This is a genomic window from Geodermatophilus sp. SMS 5-13 (genome assembly GCF_059428245.1).
This window is the reverse complement of record NZ_CP165729.1, coordinates 3,537,239-3,559,562: the sequence shown is the minus strand read 5'-3', so window position 1 is coordinate 3,559,562 and position 22,324 is coordinate 3,537,239. Positions and strand designations below refer to the sequence as shown.

Genomic DNA, 22,324 nt, shown 5'->3' with positions numbered 1-22,324 from the left:
TCCTGGGGGACCGCCGACGATGGCGGGTGCCGGGGACGGGGGGCCGACGAGGCGGCTCTCCCGCAGCATGCCTGCATTGACAGTTGACGTCAACGTCGAGTACTCACAGGAGCATCTGCTCGCAACTTCTGGAGGTAACGACGTGGACGTCGCAGGCATCACGGCACTGGTGACCGGAGGGGCCTCCGGCCTCGGGCTCGCCACCGTCGAGCGGTTGGTCGGGGCCGGCGCGAGCGCCGTGATCGTCGACCTGCCCTCCTCGCAGGGGAAGGTGGTCGCCGAGCGCCTGGGCCCGGAGGTCGCGTTCGTCCCGGCCGACGTCACCGACGAGGACCAGGTCGCCGAGGCGGTGGCCGCGGCCCAGGAGCTCGGGACCCTGCGCGCGGTGGTCAACTGCGCCGGCATCGGCAACGCCATCCGCACGGTCAGCAAGAAGGGCGCCTTCCCGCTCGCGGACTTCCGGCGGGTCATCGAGGTCAACCTCATCGGCACGTTCAACGTCATCCGGCTCGGCGCCGAGGCGATCTCGAAGACCGAGCCGGTCGACGGCGAGCGCGGCGTCGTCGTCAACACCGCCTCGGTCGCGGCGTTCGACGGCCAGATCGGCCAGGCCTCGTACTCGGCCTCCAAGGGCGGCATCGTCGGCATGACCCTGCCGATCGCCCGCGACCTGGCCTCGCTGCTCATCCGCGTGGTCACCATCGCCCCGGGCCTGTTCGACACCCCGCTGCTGGGCAGCGCGCCCGAGGAGGTGCGGGCGGCGCTCGGCGCGCAGGTGCCGCACCCGGCGCGGTTGGGCCAGCCGGCCGAGTACGCCTCGCTGGTGCAGCAGATCGTCGAGAACCCGATGCTCAACGGCGAGACGATCCGCCTCGACGGCGCGATCCGCATGGCCCCGCGCTGAGCCCGGGACTTTCCGCGCCGAAAGTCCCGGACTCCGGGACTTTCGGCGCGGAAAGTCCTCCGCGGGTCAGACCTCGGCGGGGGAGGACAGCTGCTGGCGCAGCGTGCGCTTGAGGATCTTGCCGCTCGCGTTCAGCGGCATGGCGTCGACCACGACCACCTCGGCCGGCACCTTGTAGGCCGCCAGGTGCGCCCGGCAGTGCTCGCGCAGCACCTCCGGATCCGGCGTCTGCCCGCCCGGCTCGCCGGTGACGACGGCGACCACGACCTCGCCCCAGTGCTCGTCGGCGCGGCCGACGACGGCGACCTGCGCGACCGACGGGTGGTCGGCCAGCACCGTCTCGATCTCGACGGGGTAGATGTTCTCCCCGCCGCGGATGATCATGTCCTTGCTCCGGCCGGCCAGGTACAGGTAGCCCTCGTCGTCCATGCGGGCGAGGTCGCCGCCCCAGAACCAGCCGTCGCGGATCGCCCGCGACGTCTCCTCGGGCATCTCCAGGTAGCCGTTCATGACCGGGTCCGAGCGGGTGATGATCTCGCCGGTCTCGCCGCGCGGGACGTCGCGGCCGGCCTCGTCGACGATCCGCATCTCCACGCCGAACGCCGGCTTGCCGATCGAGCCGAGCAGGTGCGGGGCCCCGGCCAGCGCGCGCCGGTGGTCGGCGGAGCTGAGCACCGACTGCAGGCCGCCCTCGGTGGCGGCCCCGAACGCGTTGATGAAGTCGCAGCCGAAGACGTCCAGGGCGCGGCGCAGCAGGGCCGGCGACATCGGCGCCCCGCCGTAGATGATCGACCGGAGGTTCGCGTAGGAGCCGGCGGTCACGTCGGGGTGCTCGAGCAGGGTGCTCACCATGGTCGGCACCAGGAAGGCGCCGGTCAGCCGGCCGCTCTGCATCCACGACAGGACGGCGGTCGGCTCGAACTGCGGCAGGATCAGCGTCGGGAAGCCGCGCCAGACGTGCATGAGGATCATGCCCTGGCCGGCGATGTGGAAGATCGGCGAGGCCGTGTAGCGGAACTCGTCCGGGACGATCTCGTAGTCGATCGACATGTTGACCACCAGCGACTTGACCATCCGCTGCGACTGCAGCACGCCCTTGGGCAGACCGGTCGTGCCGCTGGTGAACGCCAGGCCGAGGACGTCGTCGTCGGCGACCGGCACGTCGGGCTCCACGTCGGCGCCGGAGGCGACCAGCTCCTCGAACGGCACGACGCCCTCGGCGGGCTCGCCGTCGAAGGCGCCGAGCAGGCCGATGCTCGCGACGCGCGGCGCCAGCCGGCGGCAGACGTCGAGATAGCGGGCGCTGGCGAACAGCGCCTTCGGCTCGGCCCGCCGCAGCAGGGTGAGCAGCTCCTCCTCCTGCAGCCGGTTGTTCAGCGGCACGTAGGTGGCGCCGAGCTTCATGCAGGCGAGGAGCACCTCGACGTAGCCGCCGCTGTCGGTGGCCACGATCGCCACCCGGTCGCCCTGGGCCACGCCGGCGGCGCGCAGCGCGTCGGCGAGCCGGTTGACGCGGCTGTTGGTCTCGGCGAACGTCTGCTCGGAGCCGTCGCCGAACACGAAGCAGGGGCGGTCCGGGAACCGCTCGGCGGACAGCTTGAGGAATGTCCCGGCGCGGGTCATCGGTCGCACGTGGCGCCTCCGGGTTTGAATGTTGACGTCACGGTCACTTTTTTCTAGTGTCCGCCGGCGTGTGACGTCAACCACTCCGGCGGTTCCCGGCCGAATCTAGGCCGACCCGGAAGACGTCGTTGACAGGGGGCGCGCCGCCCCGTAGGAACAAGGTGACATTGACGTCATGTCCGACTGAGTCGGAGACAGGCGGCCACGGCCGCCGAGAGGGGGAGGGCGGATGGGCAGCGGACCCCTCGCCGGTGTGCGGGTGCTGGAGTTCACCGGGCTGGCGCCGGCGCCGTTCGCCTGCATGCTGCTCGCCGACCTCGGCGCCGATGTCGTCCGCGTCGACCGGCCGGGCCGGCTGCCCGCCCCCGACGGCGAGGTGCTGCTGCGCGGCCGCCGGCACGCGGTCGCCGCCGACCTCAAGGACCCCGCCCAGCGGGACGCCGTCCTGGCGCTGGCCGACCGGGCCGACGTCCTCGTCGAGGGCTTCCGCCCCGGCGTGATGGAGCGGCTCGGCCTCGGGCCGGACGACTGCCTGGCGCGCAACCCGCGGCTGGTCTACGGCCGGATGACCGGCTGGGGCCAGGACGGTCCGCTGGCGCAGGCCGCCGGGCACGACATCGACTACATCGCCCTCGCCGGGGCGCTGCACCCGATCGGTGAGCGCGGCGGCGCGCCGCTGCCGCCGGCCAACCTGCTCGGCGACTTCGGCGGCGGCGGGCTGCTGCTCGCCTTCGGCGTCCTCGCCGCCCTGGTGGAGCGGGCCGCCTCCGGCCGCGGCCAGGTCGTGGACGCCGCGATGGTCGACGGCGCCGCGCTGCTGTCGACCTATCTGCACGGCATGGCCGCCCGCGGCTTCTGGACCGAGGAGCGCGGGGCCAACCTGCTCGACGGCGGCGCGCCGTTCTACCGGACCTACCGCACCTCCGACGGCGGGTACATGGCCGTCGGCGCGATCGAGCCGCAGTTCTACGCCGAGCTCGTCCGGCTGCTGGAACTGGACCCCGCCGCGCTGCCCGACCAGAACGACCGCGCCCGCTGGCCCGAGCTCCAGGACGCGATCGCCGCCGCGTTCGCCGGCCGCACCCGCGAGGAGTGGACGAAGGTCTTCGACGGCACCGACGCCTGCGTGAGCCCGGTGCTCGCGCCCGCGGAGGCGCACGCCCACCCGCACAACGCCGTCCGCGGCACCTTCACCGAGGTGGCCGGGATCGGCCAGCCCGCCCCGGCGCCCCGGTTCGGCCGCACCCCGCCGTCCGGCCCGCCCACGCCGCCGTCCGCCGGCGACGCCGCCGTCCTCCTCGAGTGGGGGCTGCCGGCCGACCAGGCCGCCGTCCTCGAGTCCTGAACCAACCCGTTGCAAGGGAGCACCGGATGACCCCGTCCCGCGGTTCGCTCGCCGACCAGCTGAGCATCAGCCTCGGCGAGCTGCTGCCGCTCTCGGCGCGGCGGCACCCCGACAAGCCGGCGTTCCTCTTCCCCGACGGCGGGGAGCAGAGCTTCGCCGAGACCAACAGCCGGGTGAACCGGCTGGTGTCGGCGCTGCGGGAGGCCGGGGTCGGGCACGGCGACCGGATCGCCGTCCTCGCCCTCGACTCGCACCGGTACACGGAGGTCGTGCTCGCCTGCGCCAAGACCGGCGCGGTGTTCGTGCCGCTGAACTACCGGCTGATGCGCCCGGAGGTCGACGTCCTGCTGGCGCGCTCCACGCCGGTCGCGCTGTTCTCCGACCCCCGCTACGCCGGCCTGCTGGAGGGCGTCGCCGAGGCACACCCGAGCCTGCGGCTGCACGTGCAGCTGGACGAGGAGTTCGAGCGGCTGCTGGCGACCGGCGCCGACGTCGAGCCGCCGGTCGTCTGCACGGACGCCGACACCTTCGCCCTGGCCTTCACCTCGGGCACCACCGGCCTGCCCAAGGGCGTCGTGCAGTCCCAGCGGATGCACAAGAACATGATCCAGATCTGCCAGAACGAGTACCTCATGCGCGAGGACGACGTCCGCTACTGCGCGGCGCCGACCTTCCACGTCTCCGGGGTCTCGGGCCTGCTGGCCGGCATCGCGCGCGGGTTCACCTCGCTGCTGCTGCCGCAGTTCGACGCCGCCACGGTGCACCGGTTCATGGCCGAGGACCGCGTCTCCGCCGTCTTCCTCGTGCCGACGATGATCAGCAGCATCCTCCAGCTGGAGGGCGTGGACCGCTACGACTACGACCGGCTGCAGCTGATCACCTACGGCGCCGCGCCGATCTCCCCGACCCTGCTGCGCCGGGCGATCGCCACGTTCAAGTGCGACTTCCTGCAGGCCTTCGGTGCCGGCACCGAGGCCGGCCTGCAGTCGGTGCTCACCCCGGCCGACCACCGCCGGGCACTGGACGGCCGCGAGGACCTGCTCCGCTCGGCCGGCCGGCCCTCCTTCGGCGTGGCCATGCGGATCGTCGACGAGGACATGAACGACCTGCCGCCGGGCGCCGTCGGCGAGGTCGCCACCCGCAGCGACATGGTCATGGACGGGTACCTCGACATGCCCGAGGACACCGCCCGCGCCTTCCGCGACGGCTGGTTCCGGGCCGGCGACATGGGCTACCTCGACGAGGAGGGCTACCTGTACCTCCACGGCCGCAACAAGGACATGATCATCCGTGGCGGCGAGAACATCTACCCGTTCGAGATCGAGTCGGTGCTCGCCGAGCACGCCGCGGTGCAGCAGGCCGCCGTGGTCGGGGTCGCCGACGAGCACTGGGGCGAGGCGGTGCGCGCCTTCGTCACCCTGCGCACCGGGGCGAGCGTGACGCCGGAGGAGCTCACCGCCCACTGCAACGGCCGGCTCGCCCGCTACAAGGTGCCGCGCGAGTTCGTCCTCGTCGACGCCATGCCCACCAACGCCAGCGGCAAGATCCTCAAGCGCGAGCTGCGCACCTGGGACCTGCCCGCCACCACCCCGTCCGACACGGCCCAGCCCACCGACGCCCAGCCCGTCGGCGCCAACTGAGGGGATCCCCGATGCGCATCGGAACGCAGCTGCAGTACGCCGGCGGCTTCAGGGAGGCCGCCGCCGAGCTCGCCGACCTGGAGAAGGCCGGGCTGGACGTCGTCGCGGTCGCCGAGGCGTACAGCTTCGACGCGGTCAGCCAGCTGGGCTACCTGGCCGCGATCACCGACCGGCTCGAGCTGACCTCGGCGATCATGCAGGCCTTCACGAGGACGCCGACGCTCACCGCGATGACCGCCGCCGGGCTGGACTTCGTCTCCGGCGGCCGGTTCACCCTGGGCCTCGGCGCCTCCGGCCCGCAGGTGGTCGAGGGCTTCCACGGCGTGAAGTACGACGCGCCGCTGGGCCGGCTGCGCGAGATCGTCGAGATCTGCCGCATGGTCTGGCGCCGCGAGAAGGTCGTCTACCAGGGCAAGCACTACACGCTGCCCCTGCCGCCGGAGCAGGGCACCGGCCTGGGCAAGCCGCTCAAGCTGATCAACACCCCGGTGCGCGAGCGGATCCCGATCACCATCGCCGCGATCGGCCCGAAGAACGTCGAGCTGACCGCCGAGATCGCCGAGGGCTGGCAGCCGATCTTCTTCTACCCGGAGAAGGCCGCCGAGACCTGGGGCGCCTCGCTCGACGCCGGCAAGGCCAAGCGCGACCCCGCGCTCGGCGAGCTGGACGTCGTCGTCGGCGCCGCCTGCGCGGTCGGCGAGGGGCTGGAGCCGCTGCGCGAGCAGACCCGCGACTCCCTCGCCCTCTACATCGGCGGCATGGGCGCCCGCGGCAAGAACTTCTACAACGAGCTCACGGTCCGCTACGGCTTCCCCGAGGCCGCGGCCACCGTGCAGGACCTGTACCTGTCCGGCCGCAAGGCCGAGGCCGCGGCCGCGGTTCCCCAGGAGATGGTCGACGCGACGTCCCTGGTGGGCCCGGAGGGCTGGGTCGCCGAGCGGCTCGCCGCCTTCAAGGAGGCCGGCGTGACCACGCTGATGCTCACCTTCCCGCAGGGCACGCACGCGGACCGGGTACGGACCGTCGAGCAGGTCAAGAAGCTGGTGTCGGACCTGTGAGGGCCGGCCGTCACGAGGAACCGGAGACCCCCCGATGACCGCTGTGTCCAACGGCGCGGCGCCCGCCGAGGTGCTCACGGAGGCTCCGGCCCCCGTGCTGCTCGAGCGGGACGGCGACGTCGCCACGATCACGCTGTCCAACCCGCGGCGGAAGAACGCGATGACCCGGGCGGCCTGGCGCGCGCTGCGCACCGCGCTGCGCGAGGTGGCCGCGAGCGACGCCCGCGTCCTGGTGGTCACCGGCGCGGAGAGCGACTTCTGCGCCGGGGCCGACCTGAGCGGGTCGCGCGACGAGCGGCGCCCGCCGCTGGTCGACATGACCGAGGTCAACGAGGCCTGCCTCGCGCTGCACCGGCTGCCGATCCCGACCGTCGCCCGGGTGGACGGCGTCGCCGTCGGCGCCGGCATGAACCTCGCGCTGGCGTGCGACTTCGTGGTCGCGTCGGACCGGGCCCGGTTCTCGGAGATCTTCGTCAAGCGCGGCCTGTCGGCCGACTTCGGCGGCTCGTGGATCCTGCCCCGGCTGGTCGGGCTGCACCGGGCCAAGGAGCTGGTGCTGCTCGGCGACATCATCGGCGCCGAGCAGGCGCTGGCGTGGGGCCTGGTCCGCGAGGTCGTCGCCCCCGAGGAGCTCGACGCGGCGGTCGACGGGCTGGCCGGGCGGCTCGCCGCCGGGCCGCCGATCGCGATGCGGCTGTCCAAGCGGATGCTGCACGACTCCTTCGAGGCCTCCCTCGAGCGCGCGCTGGAGGACGAGGCCCGCTCGCAGCAGATCAACTTCGCCACCGAGGACACCGCCGAGGCCGGCCGGGCCTTCCTCGAGAAGCGCGACCCGGTCTTCCGCGGCCGCTGACCCCCACCCCGAGCAGGAGGCGAACGATGGAGTTCACCTGGACGCCGGAGCAGCAGGACCTCCGGGCCAGCACCCGGAAGCTGCTGCGCAACCGCGCGCCGCTGGAGAAGGCCCGGGAGCTGGCCGAGGCCGGCACCCGGCACGACCCGCAGCTGTGGACGGCGATGGCGCAGCAGGCCGGGCTGCAGGGCATCGCGGTGCCGGAGGAGCACGGGGGCAGCGGCGGCTCCTGGGTGGAGCTCGCGATCGTGCTCGAGGAGATGGGCCGGGTGCTGCTCGGCGGGCCGTTCCTGTCGAGCGTGCTCGCCGCCGAGGCGCTGATCGCGTCGGGTGACGCGACCGCCCAGGCCGAGCACCTCCCGTCGCTCGCCGAGGGCGAGCGCACCGCGACCCTCGCCGTCGTCGAGCGCGACGGCCGGTGGGGGCCGGCGAGCATCGCCGCCCGGGCCACCGGGTCCGGCGGCGAGGTCCGGCTCTCCGGGGTCAAGGAGCTGGTGCTGGACGGCGCGGACGCCGACCTGGTGCTCGTCCTCGCCCAGGACGAGCGCGGGCTGTCCCTCTACGCCGTCGACCGCGACGCCGGCGGGTTCGAGGCCGAGCGGCTGGACACCCTCGACCTCACCCGGCCCATGGCCCGGCTGCACCTGGACGACGTCCCGGCCCGGCTGGTCGGCGAGGACGGCGGGGGAGCGGCGGTGCTCGAGCACGTCCGGCGGGCCGCCGCCGTGCTGCTCGCCGCCGAGCAGGTCGGCGCGATGAGCACGCTGGTCGACCTGACCGCCGACTACGCCCGCACCCGCCGGGCCTTCGGCCGGCCGATCGGCGCCTTCCAGGGCGTCAAGCACCGGCTCGCGGACATGGCGGTGCGCCTGGAGATGTCCCGCTCGGCGGCGTACTGGGCGGCCTGGCAGGAGCCCGGCTCGGCCGACGCCGCGATGGGCGCGGCCGTGGCCGGCAGCTACTGCTCGGAGTCGTTCCTGCAGACGGCGAAGGACACCATCCAGCTGCACGGCGGCACCGGCTTCACCTGGGAGCACGACGCCCACCTGTTCCTGCGGCGGGCCCGCGCCGACGCGACCCTGGCCGGTTCCCCGGCCGAGCACCGCGCCGCCCTCGTCCCCGTCGTCCTGCCCGAGCTCGCGGAGGTGCCGGCATGACCGCCCTGCTCGACCTGTCCCCGGATGCGTCGGAGGAGGAGGTGGCGGCGGCCGCGGAGCGCTGGCTGCACGAGAACCTGCCCCCGGCCTGGCTCAAGGCGGTGCTGGACGGCGACCGCGCGGCGGTGGCCGCGCACCGCGCCGACGCCGAGGGGATGCGCGGCTGGTTCGCGCTGCTCGGCGACTCCGGCCTGGCCACGCCGTCCTGGCCGCGCGAGCACGGCGGCCTGGGCCTGTCCGCCGAGCAGGCCGGCGCGATCTCCGACGTGCTGCTGCGCTACTCGGCCGACCACGACAGCCCCGCCTTCATCGGCCGCGGCCTGACCGGGCCGACGATCCTGGCGCACGGCACCGAGGAGCAGAAGCGCCGCTTCCTGCCGCCGATCCGGCGCGGCGAGGTGCAGTGGTGCCAGCTGTTCAGCGAGCCCGGCGCGGGCTCCGACCTCGCGTCGCTGGCCACCCGGGCGGAGCGGCAGGAGGACGGCACCTGGCTGGTCAACGGCCAGAAGGTGTGGAACTCCTACGCGCACTTCGCCGACTGGGGCATCCTCATGGCCCGCACCGACCCGGCGCAGCCCAAGCACCGCGGCATCTCCTACTTCCTCGTCGACATGCGCACCCCCGGCGTGCAGCCGCGGCCGCTGCGGCAGATGAACGGCGACGCGGAGTTCAACGAGGTGTTCCTCGACGGCGTCGTCCTGCCCGAGGACGCCCTGCTGGGCGGGCTGAACAACGGCTGGGCGGTCGGCATCACCACGCTGATGCAGGAGCGCAACGGCCTCTCCGGCCGGCCCGGCGTCGGGGAGGGCAGGGGCGAGGAGCTCGCCCGGCTGGCCGCCCGCACCGGCACCTGGGCCGACCCGCTGCTGCGCGACCGGCTGCTTTCCTACCTGGTCGAGGAGCGGGTGCTGCAGATGACCACCGTGCGCGCGTTCGTCGAGACCGGCACCGGGCCGGTGGGCGCCGAGGGCTCGATCCGCAAGCTGATCAGCTCCTGGCTGCAGGAGCAGGCCGGCGTCCTGGCCGCCGAGGCCGACCCGGTCGGCGTCCTGGGCTGGCCGGCGGAGAGCGGGCTGCCCGGGCCGGCGTACGACTTCCTGACGATGAAGCAGACCAGCATCGCCGGGGGCACCTCGGAGATCCAGCGCAACATCATCGCCGAGCGCGTGCTGGGGCTGCCGAAGGACCCCGATCCCGAGAAGGACCTCCCGTTCAACCAGCGCACCCGAGGCTGAGAGGAACCCGCGTGACCACCACCACCACGTCCGTCGACCAGGAGGCCGTGCTGCCCGCCGGGCTGCCGACCGACCCCGAGACGATCCGGCTGGCCTCGCCCGAGCCCGGCGTCGTCGTCCTGACCCTGGACCGGCCGGAGCGGCTCAACGCGCTCTCCGCGGACCTGCTGCGCGAGCTGCACGCCGTCCTCGACGCCCTCGCCCTCGACCCGTCGATCCGGGTGCTGGTGCTGACCGGCGCCGGGCGCGGGTTCTGCGCCGGGCTGGACCTCACCGCCTTCGACATGGGCGGCCCCGACCGGGCCACCCGCTCCCCGCAGACCGGGCTGGCGCTGCAGAAGCACATCGCCGCGCTGGTGCCCAAGCTGCGGGCGCTGCCGCAGGTGGTCATCTCCGCGGTCAACGGCCCGGCGGCCGGCGGCGGCCTGGCGCTGGCACTGGCCTCCGACGTGCGGATCGGCGCGGAGTCGTCCCGCTACAACGTGGCGTTCGTCCGGCTCGGGCTCTCCGGCTGCGACATCGGCGTGAGCTGGCTGCTGCCGCGGCTGGTCGGCGCCTCGCGCGCCTTCGAGCTGCTGCTCACCGGCCGGATCATCGACTCCGCCGAGGCCGACCGCATCGGCCTGGTCACCCGGGTCGTGCCGGACGACGAGGTCCTCGACTCGGCCCTGGAGACGGCGCGGCTGGTGCTGGCCAACTCGCCGTTCGGCGTCCGCATGACCAAGGAGGTCATGTGGAGCCAGCTGGAGATCAACAGCCTGCAGGCCGGCATCGACATCGAGAACCGCAACCAGATCCTCAGTTCCTTCACCGGCGACCACCGGGAGGCCGCGACGGCCTTCCGCGAGCGCCGCACGCCCAACTTCCTCGATTCCTGATCCGACACGCACCTGAGAGGGGTGTCCGTGACCGACCGCGACCTCGTCGCCGAGACCGCCCGCCGGGTGGTCGCCGAGCATCCGCCGGCGACCACCCCGCAGAAGGAGTTCCTCGGCGCCTGCTTCGACGCCGGGCTGGCCTGGGTGCACTTCCCGGAGGGCTTCGGCGGGCTCGGCGTCGCGCCGGGCCTGCAGGCCGTCGCCGACGGCATCCTGCAGGGCGCCGGCGGGCCAAACCCGTTCTGGCTCAACCCGATGGGCTACGGCATGGCCGGGCCGACCGTCATGGCGCACGCCTCCCGGGAGCTGGCCGCCGAGCTGCTGCGGGCGGACTACGTCTGCGACGACATCTGGTGCCAGCTGTTCAGCGAGCCGGGCGCCGGGTCCGACCTCGCCGGGCTCGCCACCCGGGCGGTGCTGGACGGCGACACCTGGATCGTCAACGGCCAGAAGGTCTGGACCAGCTCGGCGCACAGGGCGCGCCGCGCCCTGCTGCTGGCCCGCACCGACCCGGAGCAGCCCAAGCACCGCGGGCTGACCTACTTCGTGCTCGACATGACCGACCCCGGGGTCGAGGTGCGCCCGCTGCGCCAGATGACCGGCGAGGCGGAGTTCAACGAGGTGTACCTGCGCGACGCGCGGATCCCCGACAGCCACCGGCTCGGCGAGGTGGGCGAGGGCTGGCGGGTCGCGATGACCACGCTGATGAACGAGCGCAACGCCATCGGAGGCGGGTCCAGCGTGCGCGGGTCCGGCTCGATCGGCTCGGCGCTGCGGCTCTGGCGCGAGCGGCCCGACCTGCGCACCCCCGCCTTGCGCGACCGGCTGGTCCACCTGTTCGCCACCGCCGACGCCGCCCGCCTCACCGGCGACCGGCAGCGGGTCGAGGGCGGCGAGAAGATCGGCCCGGAGGGCAGCATCAGCAAGCTGGTCGGTGCCGAGCTCAACCAGGCCGTCTACGAGTTCTGCATGGACCTGCTCGGCGTCGAGGCCTCGCTCTACAGCGGGTACGAGACCGGCCCGGACGGCGCCCCACCGGCGGTCGACGGGGAGGACCTGCAGCGCCGGTTCCTGCGCAGCCGGGCCAACACGATCGAGGGCGGCACCTCCGAGGTGCTGCGCAACATCCTGGGGGAGCGGCTGCTGGGCCTGCCCGGCGACGTCCGCGTCGACACCGGCAAGCCGTGGAGCGAGGTGCCCCGTGGCTGAGCCGTCCACCGGGCCGCTGGCCGGCCGCGTCGCCCTCGTCACCGGCGGCGGGCGCGGCATCGGCGCCGCGATCAGCACCGAGCTGGCGCTCTCCGGCGCCGCGGTCGTCCTCACCTACCGGCGCGACCGCGAGGCCGCCGAGGCGCTGGTCGACAAGCTCGCCGGCGAGGGCGCGACCGCGGTCGCGATCGAGTCGCACGTCGACGACCCCGCGTCGTCGGAGGCGGCGGTGGCCACCGCGGTCGAGCGCTTCGGCGGGCTCGACATCGTGGTCAGCAACGCCGGCGTCGCCAGCCGGGGCAACCCGGTCGCCGAGACCACCGTCGAGGAGCTGTCCTGGGTGCTCGCGGTGCACGCGATCGGCCCGCACCAGTTGGTGCGGGCGGCGCTGCCGCACCTGCGCCGGGCCGAGCGGTCCGACGTGGTGTTCGTCAGCAGCATCGCCGCGCACACCTGGCACGCGAACGGGGCGCCCTACAACATGGGCAAGGCCGCGGTCGAGGCGCTGGCGCACACGCTGGCCCAGGAGGAGCGCCGCCACGGCGTCCACGTCAACATCGTCGCCCCCGGCCTGACCGACACCGAGATGGGCCGCCGGCTGGCCCGGGCGACCCGCAGCGTCGACGACATCCGCGAGCTCGACGACGACTCGCCCTTCGGCCGCGTCTGCGCCCCCGAGGACGTCGCCCGCGCCGTCCGCTTCCTCGTCGGGCCCGAGGGCGCATACGTCAACGACCAGCGGATCGTCGTCGATGGAGGGACCTTCTGATGGTCGAGTTCGAGTTCACCCCCGAGCAGCGCGACCTGCGGGCCGTCGCCCGCGAGTTCTGCACCGAGCGCTTCGGCGAGCCCGAGGTGCGCCGGCTCATGGAGACCGCCGAGGGCTTCGACCGCGAGGTGTGGCGGCGCCTCGGCCGGGACGTCGGCCTGCTCGGCCTCGCCGTCCCCGAGGAGCTCGGCGGGGCCGGGGCCGGCCTGGTCGACCTCGCGATCGTCGCCGAGGAGTTCGGCCGCGCGGTCGCCCCGGCGCCGCTGATCAGCACCGTCGCCCTGGCGGCGACCGCGCTGCGGCTGGCCGGCGACGACGGCGTGGCCAAGGAGCTGCTGCCGGCGATCGCCGAGGGCGAGGCGGTGGTGGCGCTGGCCGCCACCGACGACCGCGGCGCCTGGGCGCCGGCCCAGCCGACGGTGCGGGCCGCGAAGAACGACGCCGGCTGGCGGCTCACCGGCGAGCAGGCCCACGTGCTCGACGGCGGCGCGGCCGACACCGTGCTCGTGCTCGCCACCACCGACACGGAGACCGGCCTGTTCGCCGTCGACGGCGGCGCCGAGGGCCTCACGCGGGAACCGCAGTCCGGCCTCGACCTCACCCGCCGGCAGGCGCGGCTGCGCTACGACGGGGTCTCCGTCCGCGCGGTGGGGGAGCCGGGCCAGGCGAGCGCCGCGGTGGCCGGGGCGCGCGATGTCGGCGCCGTCGTCCTGGCCGCGGAGGCGGTCGGCGGGGCGCAGCGGCTGCTCGACCTCTCCGTCGAGTACGCGAAGACCCGGCTGCAGTTCGGCCGGGCGATCGGCTCCTTCCAGGGGGTCAAGCACCGGTGCGCCGACATGCTGGTCGAGGTCGAGCACGCCCGGTCGGCCGCGTACCACGCCGCCTGGGCCGCCGACGCCGGCACCGACGACACCCGGGTGGCCGCCGACCTGGCCTCCGTCGTGACCGCCGAGGCCTACCTGCGGGTGGCCAAGAGCACCGTGCAGGTGCACGGCGGCATCGGCTTCACCTGGGAGCACGCGGCCCACCTGTACTACAAGCGCGCCGTCAGCGACGCCGCGCTGCTCGGCGGCCGCGCCGCCGCGGCCGAGCGGCTCGCCGCCGCCGTCCTCGACTGACAAACCCCCCCACCCCCGGACGAAGGAGTCCCATGAGCGACGAGGTGCTCACCGAGGAGCGGGACGGCGTGCTCGTCGTCTCCCTCAACCGCCCCGAGGCCCGCAACGCGGTCAACGAGGCGCTGGCGACCGCGGTCGCCGAGGCGATGGAGCGGCTCGACGAGAGCCCGCACCTGCGCGTCGGTGTCATCACCGGCACCGGCGGCACGTTCTGCGCCGGGATGGACCTCAAGGCGTTCGTCCGCGGCGAGCACCCGGTGATCGAGGGCCGCGGCTTCGCGGGCCTGGTCGAGCGCCCGCCGGCCAAGCCGCTGATCGCCGCCGTCGAGGGCTACGCGCTGGCCGGCGGCTTCGAGATCGTGCTCGCCTGCGACCTGATCGTCGCCGCCGAGGGCGCGTCGTTCGGCATCCCCGAGGTCAAGCGCAGCCTGGTCGCCGCCGGCGGCGGGCTGCTGCGGCTGCCGCGCCGCATCCCGTACCACGCGGCGATGGAGCTGGCGCTGCTCGGCAACCACGTGCCGGCGCCGCGGATGCACGACTTCGGCCTGGTCAACCGGCTGGTGCCGAACGGGCAGGCGCTCGACGCCGCGCTGCAGCTGGCCGGGGAGATCGCCGCCAACGGCCCGCTCTCGCTGATCGCCAGCAAGCGGATCATCGTCGAGTCCAAGGACTGGGCCGAGGACGAGGCGTGGAGCAAGCAGGACGCCATCGCCCGCCCGGTCGCGACGTCGGCCGACGCGCGGGAGGGCGCCACCGCCTTCGCCGAGAAGCGCCCGCCGGTCTGGCAGGGCCGCTGATGAGCGACGTCCTGCTCGTCGAGACGGCCGACCGCGTCGCGACGGTCACGCTCAACCGGCCGCAGTCGCGCAACGCGCTCTCGGCCGAGCTCATCGCCGCGCTGCGCTCGGCGATGCGCGAGCTGGAGGACGACGACGCCGTCGACGTGGTGATCCTCACCGGCGCCGACCCGGCGTTCTGCGCCGGCCTGGACCTCAAGCAGCTCGGCAGCTCCGCGGACAACCTCTCCGCGGGGTCGCGGGAGGACGGCGTCCCGTCGTGGTTCCCGTGGGCGCCGCTGTCCAAGCCGGTGATCGGCGCGATCAACGGCGTGGCCGTCACCGGGGGCCTGGAGCTGGCGCTCAACTGCGACATCCTCGTCGCCTCGGAGCGGGCCCGGTTCGCCGACACCCACGCCCGGGTCGGCGTGCTCCCCGGCTGGGGGCTGTCGGTCCTGCTGCCGCTCGCCGTCGGGCGGGGGACGGCCCGGCGGATGAGCCTGACCGGCGACTACCTCTCCGCCGAGCAGGCGCTGCGCACCGGCCTGGTGACCGAGGTCGTCCCGCACGAGCAGCTGCTGCCGGCGGCCCGTGCGGTCGCGGCGTCGATCGTCGGCAACGACCAGCCGGGCGTGCGCCGGCTGCTGCGCTCGTACAAGGACATCGAGCGCGAGCTCGTGGGGGAGGGCCTCGAGGTCGAGGCCCGCACCTCCAAGGAGTGGATGGCCGGGTTCGACCCGGCCGAGGTGGAGAACCGCCGGGCGGGCGTCCTCGCCCGCGGCCGGGCCCAGACCAGCGGAGGAGAATCCCGTGCTGACAGGTGAGCAGTACAAGGCGACGCTCGACGACGGGCGCGCGACCTACTTCGAGGGCGAGCGGGTCAAGGACCTCCCCGGTCACCCCGTCCTCGGCCAGGTCGTGCAGAACGTGGCCGACGGCTACGACTGGCTCGCCGAGCGGGCCGTGGACGGCGTCAACCCGGTCAGCGGCATCCCGCGGACGGCCGACGAGCTGCGGCACAAGGTCGAGCTGGTGCACAGCGCAGGGATGATGGCGCACGTCAACTACACGTCGATCATGACGCTGGCGACCGCCGCCGGGCGGCTGGCCACGGCCGGCCCGCAGTACGTCGAGCGGATCGACGCGTTCACCAAGTCGGCGCAGCACAGCGACATCCGGATCACCCAGTGCATCACCGACGCCAAGGGCGACCGGTCGCTGCCGCCCGCGCGCCAGCACGACCCCGACGCCTACGTCCGGGTGGTCGACCGCACCTCGGACGGCATCGTGCTGCGCGGCGCGAAGCTGCACATCACCGCGGCCAGCTTCGGCCACGAGCTGATGACCATCCCCACCAAGGCCATGAAGCCGGGGGAGGAGGACTACGCGGTCGCGGCGATGATCCCGGTCAACGCGCCCGGCGTGAAGATCATCAACACCACGTACGCGCCCCGGCACCCCGACCCCCGGCACTTCCCGGTCTCGGGCCTGGAGTCCTTCCCGGAGGGCTTCGTCATCTTCGACGACGTCTTCGTGCCCAACGAGCGGGTCTTCCTGGACGGCGAGGTGGAGCACGCCGCGGTGTTCGCGCACTCGCTGGGCCTGTGGGAACGGCTCGGCGGGCTCACCTCGATGGCCGACGGCGCCGACGTGATGGTGGGCCTGGCCCAGCTGATCGCCGAGGCCAACGGCCTGACGCGGGTGGGCCACGTCAAGGAGAAGATCTCCGAGATGATCATCCACGCCACCGTGGTGCGCGCCTGCCTCGAGGCGGCGCTCACGCACGCGGAGACGGGGGTGTTCGGCGCGGTCTTCCCGAACGAGCTCTACACGAACGCCGGCAAGTACACCGGCGCGGCCAGCTACAACCTCATGGTCCGCCACCTGCACGACATCGCCGGCGCCGCGGTGGTCACCGCGCCGTCCCTGCTGGACCTGGAGAACCCCGAGGTCGGGCCGCTGGCGAAGAAGTACATGTCCACCGGCGCCGACGTCGACGGCGAGTACCGCACCCGGCTGTTCCACGCGATCCGCGACCTGACCGCCGACTCCTACGGCGGCTGGAAGCAGGTCACGAACGTCCAGGCCGGCGGCGGGCTCTACGCCCAGCGCATCGTCACCCGCAAGCACTACGACATGGACGCCGCCAAGCACTCGGCGCTGGTCGTGGCCGGCCTCGCGGACGGCGCGCACGGCCCCAGCCACGGCATCTGAGGGCCGGGAACAGCACTGCATCGGAGGCCGCCGGGAGCACCCGCTCCCGGCGGCCTCCGGCATGCCCGTCGAAGTCAACCCCCTGGCGAGAGCGCACGTGAACGGCGCATTCCCCCGACGAAGGTGCGCCGCGGGCGCACATCGTCGGGCGCGCCGCAGTTGACGGCGTGCGCCGAGGCCGGGTTCTGCGGCGAGAAACCCGGCCTGAGCGCACAGCCTCGCCGGTCGGCGTGGGCAGGGGGCCCAGCACCCACCGGAGGCCGTCGGGAGCACCCGCTCCCGGCGGCCTCCGGCATGCCCGGGAACGGCCGCGACGGGACGACGAAAAACGCCCTCGGTCCCTTGACAGTGACTCGTGCCACTGCAAATGTGACTCCGACGTCAAGCTCACTCCGGACGTCGCCGACCCCTTCTTCGAGACCGACAGGAGTGTCCGCGGATGCTGACCGGACAGGAGTACAAGGACTCGCTCAAGGACGGCCGGAAGGTCTACTTCGCCGGCCGCCTGATCGAGGACTTCGCCACGGAGCCGGCGCTGGGCGTGCCCATGGAGGTCGCCGCTGCCGCCTACGACAAGCACTACTCCGCCGAGCCGGGCGCCGTGAACCCGCTCATCGACGCGCCGCGCAGCCCCGAGGAGCTCCGGGACAAGATCCCGGTCCTGCTCGAGATGGACCTGCTGCTCAACGTCACCTACCAGTCGCTGATGACGCTGCTGGTAGCCGCGCCGCGGATCGAGCCGGTGGCCCCGCAGTACGTCGAGCGCATCCACGCCTACGTCGAGGACGCCAAGCGCCGCGACATCCGCATCACCGAGTGCATCACCGACGCCAAGGGCAACCGCAGCAAGCACCCCGCCGCCCAGGACGACCCCGACTCCTACGTGCGGGTGGTCGACCGCGGTCCGGACGGCGTGGTCATCCGCGGCGCCAAGCTGCACATCAGCGCGGCCGCCCTCGGCCACGACCTCATGGTCATGCCGACCAAGAACATGAAGCCGGGCGAGGAGGACTGGGCGATCTGCGCCGCCGTCCCGGTCAACGCCCCCGGCGTGCACGTGACCAACACGTCGTACCACCCCTACGGCCGCGACGAGCGCGACCACCCGACCAGCTCGCGCGAGAGCGTGCCGGACAGCATGGTCATCTTCGACGACGTCTTCGTGCCGAACGAGCGCGTCTTCCTCGACGGGCAGGCCGCGCAGGCCGCCGTCTTCGCCCACTCGCTGGGCCTGTGGGAGCGCCTCGGCGGCACCGCGTTCATGGTCGAGCAGGCCGACGAGCTGGTGGGCCTGGCCCAGCTGATCGCCGAGGCCAACGGGACGGCGAAGATCAGCCACGTCCGCGAGAAGATCGACCTGATGATGATCCACGCCACGCTGCTGCGGGCGGGCCTGGAGGCGGCGCTGCTGCACGCGCACGCCACGCCGGAGGGCTACTACTACCCGGACGACATGTACACCAACGTCACGAAGTTCCAGGGTGCGGCCGAGTTCAGCGTGATGGTCCGCCACCTGCACGACATCGCCGGCGGCGCCGTCCTGACCGCCCCGTCGATGTCCGACTTCGACAACGAGACGCTGCGGCCCTACCTCGAGAAGTACATGTCGACCGGGGACGGCGTCAGCGGCGAGTACCGCACCAAGCTGTTCCACGCCATCCGCGACACCACCGCCGACGCCTACGGCGGCTGGCACCACGTGACCAACCTGCAGTCCGGTGGCGGCATGTTCGCCCAGCGACTGGTCACCCGGCGGCACTACGACATCACCCGCGCGAAGTCCCTCGCGCTCAAGGCCGCCGGCCTCGCCGGCGACTGATCCGAGGGCCGGCCGCGCGACCGCGCGGCCGGCTCCCCGGCCGGCGGAACCCGCCGCGCCGACGGGTGCTTGACAACGAGCGCCCACATACCTGACTGTGACGTCAACCACATGTTCCTGAGCCCCGCCGAATCTCGGAGTTCCCGATGACCACCCTGATCGAATTCGCCGCGCTCGGACTGGGGCTGGGCGCGGTGTACGTCGGCCTCTCGACGGGCCTGCTGCTCGTGTACCGGGCCACCGGGATCATCAACTTCGCGCAGGGCGCGATGGCGATGTGGGGCGCCTACGTGTTCGCCCGCCTGATGGACGACGGCTCGCTGATCCTCCCGATCGGCACGCTGTACTTCCCGGAGCCGCCCGGCGTCGCGCTGTCCCTGCTCATCGGGCTGGTCAACGCGTTCCTGCTCGGCGTGATCGCGCACTACCTGGTGTTCCGCCCGGTGCGGCGGGCGCCGGCCCTGGCCCAGGTCGTGGTCTCCATCGGCCTGATGGTCACGCTGCAGGCGCTGGCGGTCATCCGCTTCGGCCCCAACAGCCTGCACGTCGACAACTTCCTGCCCGACGGCAACCTCGCGCTGGGCGGCCTCGAGCTGCCGGTCCGCGAGCTGGTGATGGCCGCGATCATGGTCGTGCTGGCCGCGCTCGTCTGGGCCTACCTGCGGTTCACCCACAGCGGCCGGGCCACCCGCGCCGCCGCGGAGAACGAGCGCGGCGCCGTCCTCATGGGCTTCTCGGCCGACCGGCTGGCGCTGATCGCCCTCGTCATGGGCACGCTGGTCAGCACCGTGGCGGTCATGCTCGGCGGCGTCCTCACCGGCCTGAGCCCGACCAACTACACCCTGCTGGTCGTGCCGGCCCTCGCCGTCGTCCTGGTCGCCAAGCTCGAGTCGATCTGGCTCGGCGTCGCCGGCGCGCTGGCGCTGGGCATCTTCCAGTCCGAGCTCTCGCTGCTGTCGACCCGCAGCTGGTGGCCGACGTGGGCGCAGTCCGGCCTGGACCAGGTGCTGCCCTTCCTGGTCGTCATGGTGATCCTCTTCGCCTTCGGCAAGCGGCTGCCCGCCCGCGGCACCCTGCAGATGGTGCGGCTGCCCGACGTGGTGATCCCGCGGATCGTCCCGTGGAAGGCGGCCGCGCTGATCGCGGCGGCGGTGCTCTGCCTGGTGTTCTTCAACCCGACCTACCGGTTCGGCCTGACCACCTCGCTGATCGTGGCGATGCTGGCGCTGTCCTACGTGGTGATCACCGGGTTCCTCGGGCAGATCTCGCTGGCCCAGTCGGCGTTCGCCGGGGCGGCCGGCTTCACCCTCTCCAAGCTCACGACCGCGTGGGACGTGCCCTTCCCGCTGGCGATCCTGGCTTGCGCGCTGGTGGCCGCCGTCCTGGGCATGCTGGTCGCGCTTCCCGCCTTCCGGATCCGCGGGGTGCAGCTGGCGATCGTCACGATCGCCGCGGCGCTGGCGATCGAGCGGTTCGTGTTCGACAACTACAGCCTCACGCCGGCCACCGGGAACCCGATCGGCCGCCCGACCCTCTTCGGCCTGGACTTCGCCGTCCGGTCCGGTCGGGACCTCTCCCGGTTGTCGTTCTCGCTGATGGTCCTCGTCGTCCTCGTCCTCGTCGTCCTGCTCTTCGTGCGGATCGGCCGGGGCGACACCGGGCGGGCGTTCCTGGCCGTGCGGGCCAACGAGCGCGCGGCCGCCTCCGCCGGCATCGACGTCCGCCGCACGAAGCTGATCGGCTTCGGCCTCTCGGCCTTCATCGCGGGCATCGCCGGCTGCCTCATCGGCTACAGCCAGGGCCAGCTGTCGGCGGAGTCGTTCTCGGTGGTCGTGGGCCTGACGATCCTCGCCGTCGCCTACCTCGGCGGCATCACCTCGTTCGGTGGCGCCCTCGTCGCCGGCGTCCTCGGCCCGCTGGGGCTGGTCTACACCGCCCTGCACCAGTGGTTCGACCTCGGCAACGCCTACGCGCTGATCACCGGCATCGGCCTGATCACCACGGCGATCCTCAACCCGTCCGGCATCGCGGGGGAGACCCGCCACCAGGTCGAGTGGCTCTCGCGCAAGCTGCGCGGCGGGCGACGGGCCGAGCCGGACCGACCAGCGGCGGCCTCGGCCGCCGAGACCGCCCGTCCCGTCGAGACCCCGAGGATGACGACCGGTGTCTGAGCACTCTGCAGGGCTGCGCACCGAGCGGCTGACGGTCCGCTACGGCGGCGTGGTCGCCAACTCCGACGTCTCGCTGACCGTCGAGCCGGGGCAGGTGGTGGGCCTGATCGGCCCCAACGGCGCAGGCAAGACCACCTTCGTCGACGCCGTGACCGGCTTCACCGGCTGCTCGGGCGAGGTGTGGCTGGGCGGTCGGCGGATCGACGGGTTCGCGCCACACAAGCGCCGCGAGATCGGCCTGACCCGCACCTGGCAGTCGGGGGAGCTGTTCGGCAACCTCACCGTCGCCGAGAACATCCTCGTGGCGGCCCGGCCGGGCGGTGTGGCCGCGCTCTGGCGCGACGTGTTCGGCCGTCGCGGCCGTGCCGGCGGCGAGGTCGTCACCCGGGCCCTGGCCGCCGTCGGCCTCGAGGGCGTCGCCGGCACCCTCGCCCGCGACCTGACCCTGGGCCAGCAGAAGCTGGTCGGCGTCGCGCGGGCGCTGGCCGGCCGCTGCGAGCTGCTGCTGCTCGACGAGCCCGCGGCGGGCCTCGACTCGCACGAGAGCCTCGAGTTCGCCACCCGCGTGCGCAGCATCGCCGAGCAGGGCCCCGGGATCCTGCTCATCGACCACGACATGTCCCTCGTGCTCGGCGTCTGCGACGTCGTCTACGTGCTCGAGTTCGGCAAGCTGATCTTCTCCGGCAAGCCGGACGCCGCCCGGACCGACCCGGCCGTCGTCGCCGCCTATCTCGGAGTCCCCATGGAGACCGCCGATGTCTGAGACCGCCCGCCCCACGACCCCGCCCGCCGAGCCGGTGCTCAGCGTCCAGGGGCTGACCGCCGGCTACAACCGGGTGCCGGCCATCCGCGAGCTCAGCTTCGACCTCGCCCCCGGCGAGGTGGTCGCGATGCTCGGGCCCAACGGCGCCGGCAAGACGACGTCGCTGCTGGCGATGGTCGGCCTCGTGCCGCTGATGTCCGGCTCGGTGACCGCGCTCGGCGCCGCGGTGGACGCCAAGCGGCCGCACAAGCTGGCCCGCCGCGGCGTGCTGCTGGTGCCCGACGACCGCGGCGTCTTCTACGGCCTCACGGTGCGCGACCACTTCCGGCTGGCCTCCCGCAAGGCCGACCCCGGGCGCGAGGAGGCGGTGCTCGACCGGTTCCCCGCCCTGCGCCGCCTGCTCGGCCGCAAGGTCGGGCTGTGCTCGGGCGGTGAGCAGCAGATGCTCACCATCGCCAAGGCGCTGCTCGGCCGGCCGAAGGTGCTGATGATCGACGAGATGAGCCTGGGCCTGGCGCCGAAGATCGTCCAGGAGATGCTGCCCTCGATCCGCGACCTGGCGAAGGAGGAGGGCATCGGCGTCGTGCTCGTCGAGCAGCACATCGAGCTGGCGCTGTCCGTGGCCGACCGGGGCATCATCCTCAACCACGGGCGCGTGGTGCTGCAGGGCGGCGCCCGCGACCTGCTGAACCGCCGGGAGCAGGTCGAGGCGGCCTACTTCGGCGCCGACGAGTTCGCCGACACCGACGCCGAGGCCGGCGTCTTCGTCTCCTGAGCCGCGCGCCGGTAGCG

Annotated in this window: 19 protein-coding genes; 18 read left to right on the top strand and 1 reads right to left on the bottom strand. The window is 73.3% G+C overall.

The window, feature by feature from the left end; translation table 11 throughout:
* The first annotated feature begins 142 nt into the window (after positions 1-142).
* Positions 143-904, top strand: a complete 762-nt coding sequence (locus tag AB3388_RS17190) for a 3-hydroxyacyl-CoA dehydrogenase (protein ID WP_495406522.1) — start codon at positions 143-145, stop codon at positions 902-904.
* Positions 905-970: 66 nt separating this feature from the next.
* On the opposite strand, the gene AB3388_RS17185 is transcribed toward AB3388_RS17190, so the two are convergent.
* Positions 971-2,527 (bottom strand): class I adenylate-forming enzyme family protein, encoded by a 1,557-nt coding sequence (locus AB3388_RS17185; protein ID WP_495411469.1) that lies wholly within the window; start codon positions 2,525-2,527, stop codon positions 971-973.
* A gap of 229 nt (positions 2,528-2,756) precedes the next feature.
* Here AB3388_RS17185 and AB3388_RS17180 point away from each other — a divergent pair, with 229 nt between their 5' ends.
* From AB3388_RS17180 to AB3388_RS17100, 17 genes are all read left to right on the top strand, one after another.
* Entirely contained in the window at positions 2,757-3,872 is a 1,116-nt protein-coding gene (locus AB3388_RS17180; RefSeq protein WP_495406521.1) for a CaiB/BaiF CoA transferase family protein, read from the top strand.
* A 26-nt stretch (positions 3,873-3,898) separates the two neighbouring features.
* Positions 3,899-5,512, top strand: a complete 1,614-nt coding sequence (locus AB3388_RS17175) for a class I adenylate-forming enzyme family protein (protein ID WP_495406520.1) — start codon at positions 3,899-3,901, stop codon at positions 5,510-5,512.
* An 11-nt stretch (positions 5,513-5,523) separates the two neighbouring features.
* Positions 5,524-6,570 (top strand): LLM class F420-dependent oxidoreductase, encoded by a 1,047-nt coding sequence (locus AB3388_RS17170; RefSeq protein ID WP_495406519.1) that lies wholly within the window; start codon positions 5,524-5,526, stop codon positions 6,568-6,570.
* Between the two features lie 34 nt (positions 6,571-6,604).
* Complete coding sequence (locus tag AB3388_RS17165; protein WP_495406518.1) at positions 6,605-7,423, top strand: enoyl-CoA hydratase/isomerase family protein; 819 nt, start codon at positions 6,605-6,607, stop codon at positions 7,421-7,423.
* A gap of 26 nt (positions 7,424-7,449) precedes the next feature.
* Positions 7,450-8,580 (top strand): acyl-CoA dehydrogenase family protein, encoded by a 1,131-nt coding sequence (locus tag AB3388_RS17160; protein ID WP_495406517.1) that lies wholly within the window; start codon positions 7,450-7,452, stop codon positions 8,578-8,580.
* Positions 8,577-9,815 carry an acyl-CoA dehydrogenase family protein gene (locus AB3388_RS17155; RefSeq protein WP_495406516.1) on the top strand — a complete coding sequence of 413 codons (1,239 nt, stop codon included), beginning with the start codon at positions 8,577-8,579 and terminating at the stop codon, positions 9,813-9,815. Before AB3388_RS17160 ends, AB3388_RS17155 begins: the two co-directional genes overlap by 4 nt.
* An 11-nt stretch (positions 9,816-9,826) precedes the next feature.
* Positions 9,827-10,693, top strand: a complete 867-nt coding sequence (locus AB3388_RS17150) for an enoyl-CoA hydratase/isomerase family protein (protein ID WP_495406515.1) — start codon at positions 9,827-9,829, stop codon at positions 10,691-10,693.
* 27 nt (positions 10,694-10,720) lie between these two features.
* Entirely contained in the window at positions 10,721-11,902 is a 1,182-nt protein-coding gene (locus AB3388_RS17145; RefSeq protein ID WP_495406514.1) for an acyl-CoA dehydrogenase family protein, read from the top strand.
* A complete protein-coding gene (locus tag AB3388_RS17140; RefSeq protein WP_495406513.1) occupies positions 11,895-12,671 on the top strand; it encodes an SDR family NAD(P)-dependent oxidoreductase in 777 nt (258 codons plus the stop codon). The genes AB3388_RS17145 and AB3388_RS17140 overlap by 8 nt, the downstream gene beginning before the upstream one ends.
* Positions 12,671-13,789: an acyl-CoA dehydrogenase family protein gene (locus AB3388_RS17135; RefSeq protein WP_495406512.1), complete on the top strand. Its 1,119-nt coding sequence runs from the start codon at positions 12,671-12,673 to the stop codon at positions 13,787-13,789. Before AB3388_RS17140 ends, AB3388_RS17135 begins: the two co-directional genes overlap by 1 nt.
* 32 nt (positions 13,790-13,821) lie before the next feature.
* Complete coding sequence (locus AB3388_RS17130) at positions 13,822-14,586, top strand: crotonase/enoyl-CoA hydratase family protein (RefSeq protein WP_495406511.1); 765 nt, start codon at positions 13,822-13,824, stop codon at positions 14,584-14,586.
* On the top strand, positions 14,586-15,389 hold the full coding sequence (locus tag AB3388_RS17125; protein ID WP_495406510.1) for an enoyl-CoA hydratase: 804 nt from the start codon (positions 14,586-14,588) through the stop codon (positions 15,387-15,389). The genes AB3388_RS17130 and AB3388_RS17125 overlap by 1 nt, the downstream gene beginning before the upstream one ends.
* The gene (locus tag AB3388_RS17120) at positions 15,376-16,779 is read left to right on the top strand and encodes a 4-hydroxyphenylacetate 3-hydroxylase N-terminal domain-containing protein (RefSeq protein WP_495406509.1); all 1,404 of its coding nucleotides are present in this window, start codon (positions 15,376-15,378) and stop codon (positions 16,777-16,779) included. Before AB3388_RS17125 ends, AB3388_RS17120 begins: the two co-directional genes overlap by 14 nt.
* Positions 16,780-17,218: 439 nt before the next feature.
* Positions 17,219-18,598 carry a 4-hydroxyphenylacetate 3-hydroxylase N-terminal domain-containing protein gene (locus AB3388_RS17115; protein ID WP_495406508.1) on the top strand — a complete coding sequence of 460 codons (1,380 nt, stop codon included), beginning with the start codon at positions 17,219-17,221 and terminating at the stop codon, positions 18,596-18,598.
* A 146-nt stretch (positions 18,599-18,744) separates the two neighbouring features.
* A complete protein-coding gene (locus AB3388_RS17110) occupies positions 18,745-20,769 on the top strand; it encodes an ABC transporter permease (protein WP_495406507.1) in 2,025 nt (674 codons plus the stop codon).
* Complete coding sequence (locus AB3388_RS17105; protein WP_495406506.1) at positions 20,762-21,532, top strand: ABC transporter ATP-binding protein; 771 nt, start codon at positions 20,762-20,764, stop codon at positions 21,530-21,532. The genes AB3388_RS17110 and AB3388_RS17105 overlap by 8 nt, the downstream gene beginning before the upstream one ends.
* Positions 21,525-22,307 carry an ABC transporter ATP-binding protein gene (locus tag AB3388_RS17100; protein WP_495406505.1) on the top strand — a complete coding sequence of 261 codons (783 nt, stop codon included), beginning with the start codon at positions 21,525-21,527 and terminating at the stop codon, positions 22,305-22,307. The genes AB3388_RS17105 and AB3388_RS17100 overlap by 8 nt, the downstream gene beginning before the upstream one ends.
* The last annotated feature ends 17 nt before the right edge of the window (positions 22,308-22,324 follow it).

Excerpts from the sequence above, each read along its gene's own strand:
- AB3388_RS17185 (WP_495411469.1), bottom strand. The coding sequence starts at position 2,527 with ATGACCCGCGCCGGGACATTCCTCAAGCTGTCCGCCGAGCGGTTCCCG.
- AB3388_RS17180 (WP_495406521.1), top strand. The coding sequence starts at position 2,757 with ATGGGCAGCGGACCCCTCGCCGGTGTGCGGGTGCTGGAGTTCACCGGG.
- AB3388_RS17175 (WP_495406520.1), top strand. The coding sequence starts at position 3,899 with ATGACCCCGTCCCGCGGTTCGCTCGCCGACCAGCTGAGCATCAGCCTC.
- AB3388_RS17170 (WP_495406519.1), top strand. The coding sequence starts at position 5,524 with ATGCGCATCGGAACGCAGCTGCAGTACGCCGGCGGCTTCAGGGAGGCC.
- AB3388_RS17165 (WP_495406518.1), top strand. The coding sequence starts at position 6,605 with ATGACCGCTGTGTCCAACGGCGCGGCGCCCGCCGAGGTGCTCACGGAG.
- AB3388_RS17160 (WP_495406517.1), top strand. The coding sequence starts at position 7,450 with ATGGAGTTCACCTGGACGCCGGAGCAGCAGGACCTCCGGGCCAGCACC.
- AB3388_RS17155 (WP_495406516.1), top strand. The coding sequence starts at position 8,577 with ATGACCGCCCTGCTCGACCTGTCCCCGGATGCGTCGGAGGAGGAGGTG.
- AB3388_RS17135 (WP_495406512.1), top strand. The coding sequence starts at position 12,671 with ATGGTCGAGTTCGAGTTCACCCCCGAGCAGCGCGACCTGCGGGCCGTC.
- AB3388_RS17130 (WP_495406511.1), top strand. The coding sequence starts at position 13,822 with ATGAGCGACGAGGTGCTCACCGAGGAGCGGGACGGCGTGCTCGTCGTC.
- AB3388_RS17125 (WP_495406510.1), top strand. The coding sequence starts at position 14,586 with ATGAGCGACGTCCTGCTCGTCGAGACGGCCGACCGCGTCGCGACGGTC.
- AB3388_RS17115 (WP_495406508.1), top strand. The coding sequence starts at position 17,219 with ATGCTGACCGGACAGGAGTACAAGGACTCGCTCAAGGACGGCCGGAAG.
- AB3388_RS17110 (WP_495406507.1), top strand. The coding sequence starts at position 18,745 with ATGACCACCCTGATCGAATTCGCCGCGCTCGGACTGGGGCTGGGCGCG.
- AB3388_RS17100 (WP_495406505.1), top strand. The coding sequence starts at position 21,525 with ATGTCTGAGACCGCCCGCCCCACGACCCCGCCCGCCGAGCCGGTGCTC.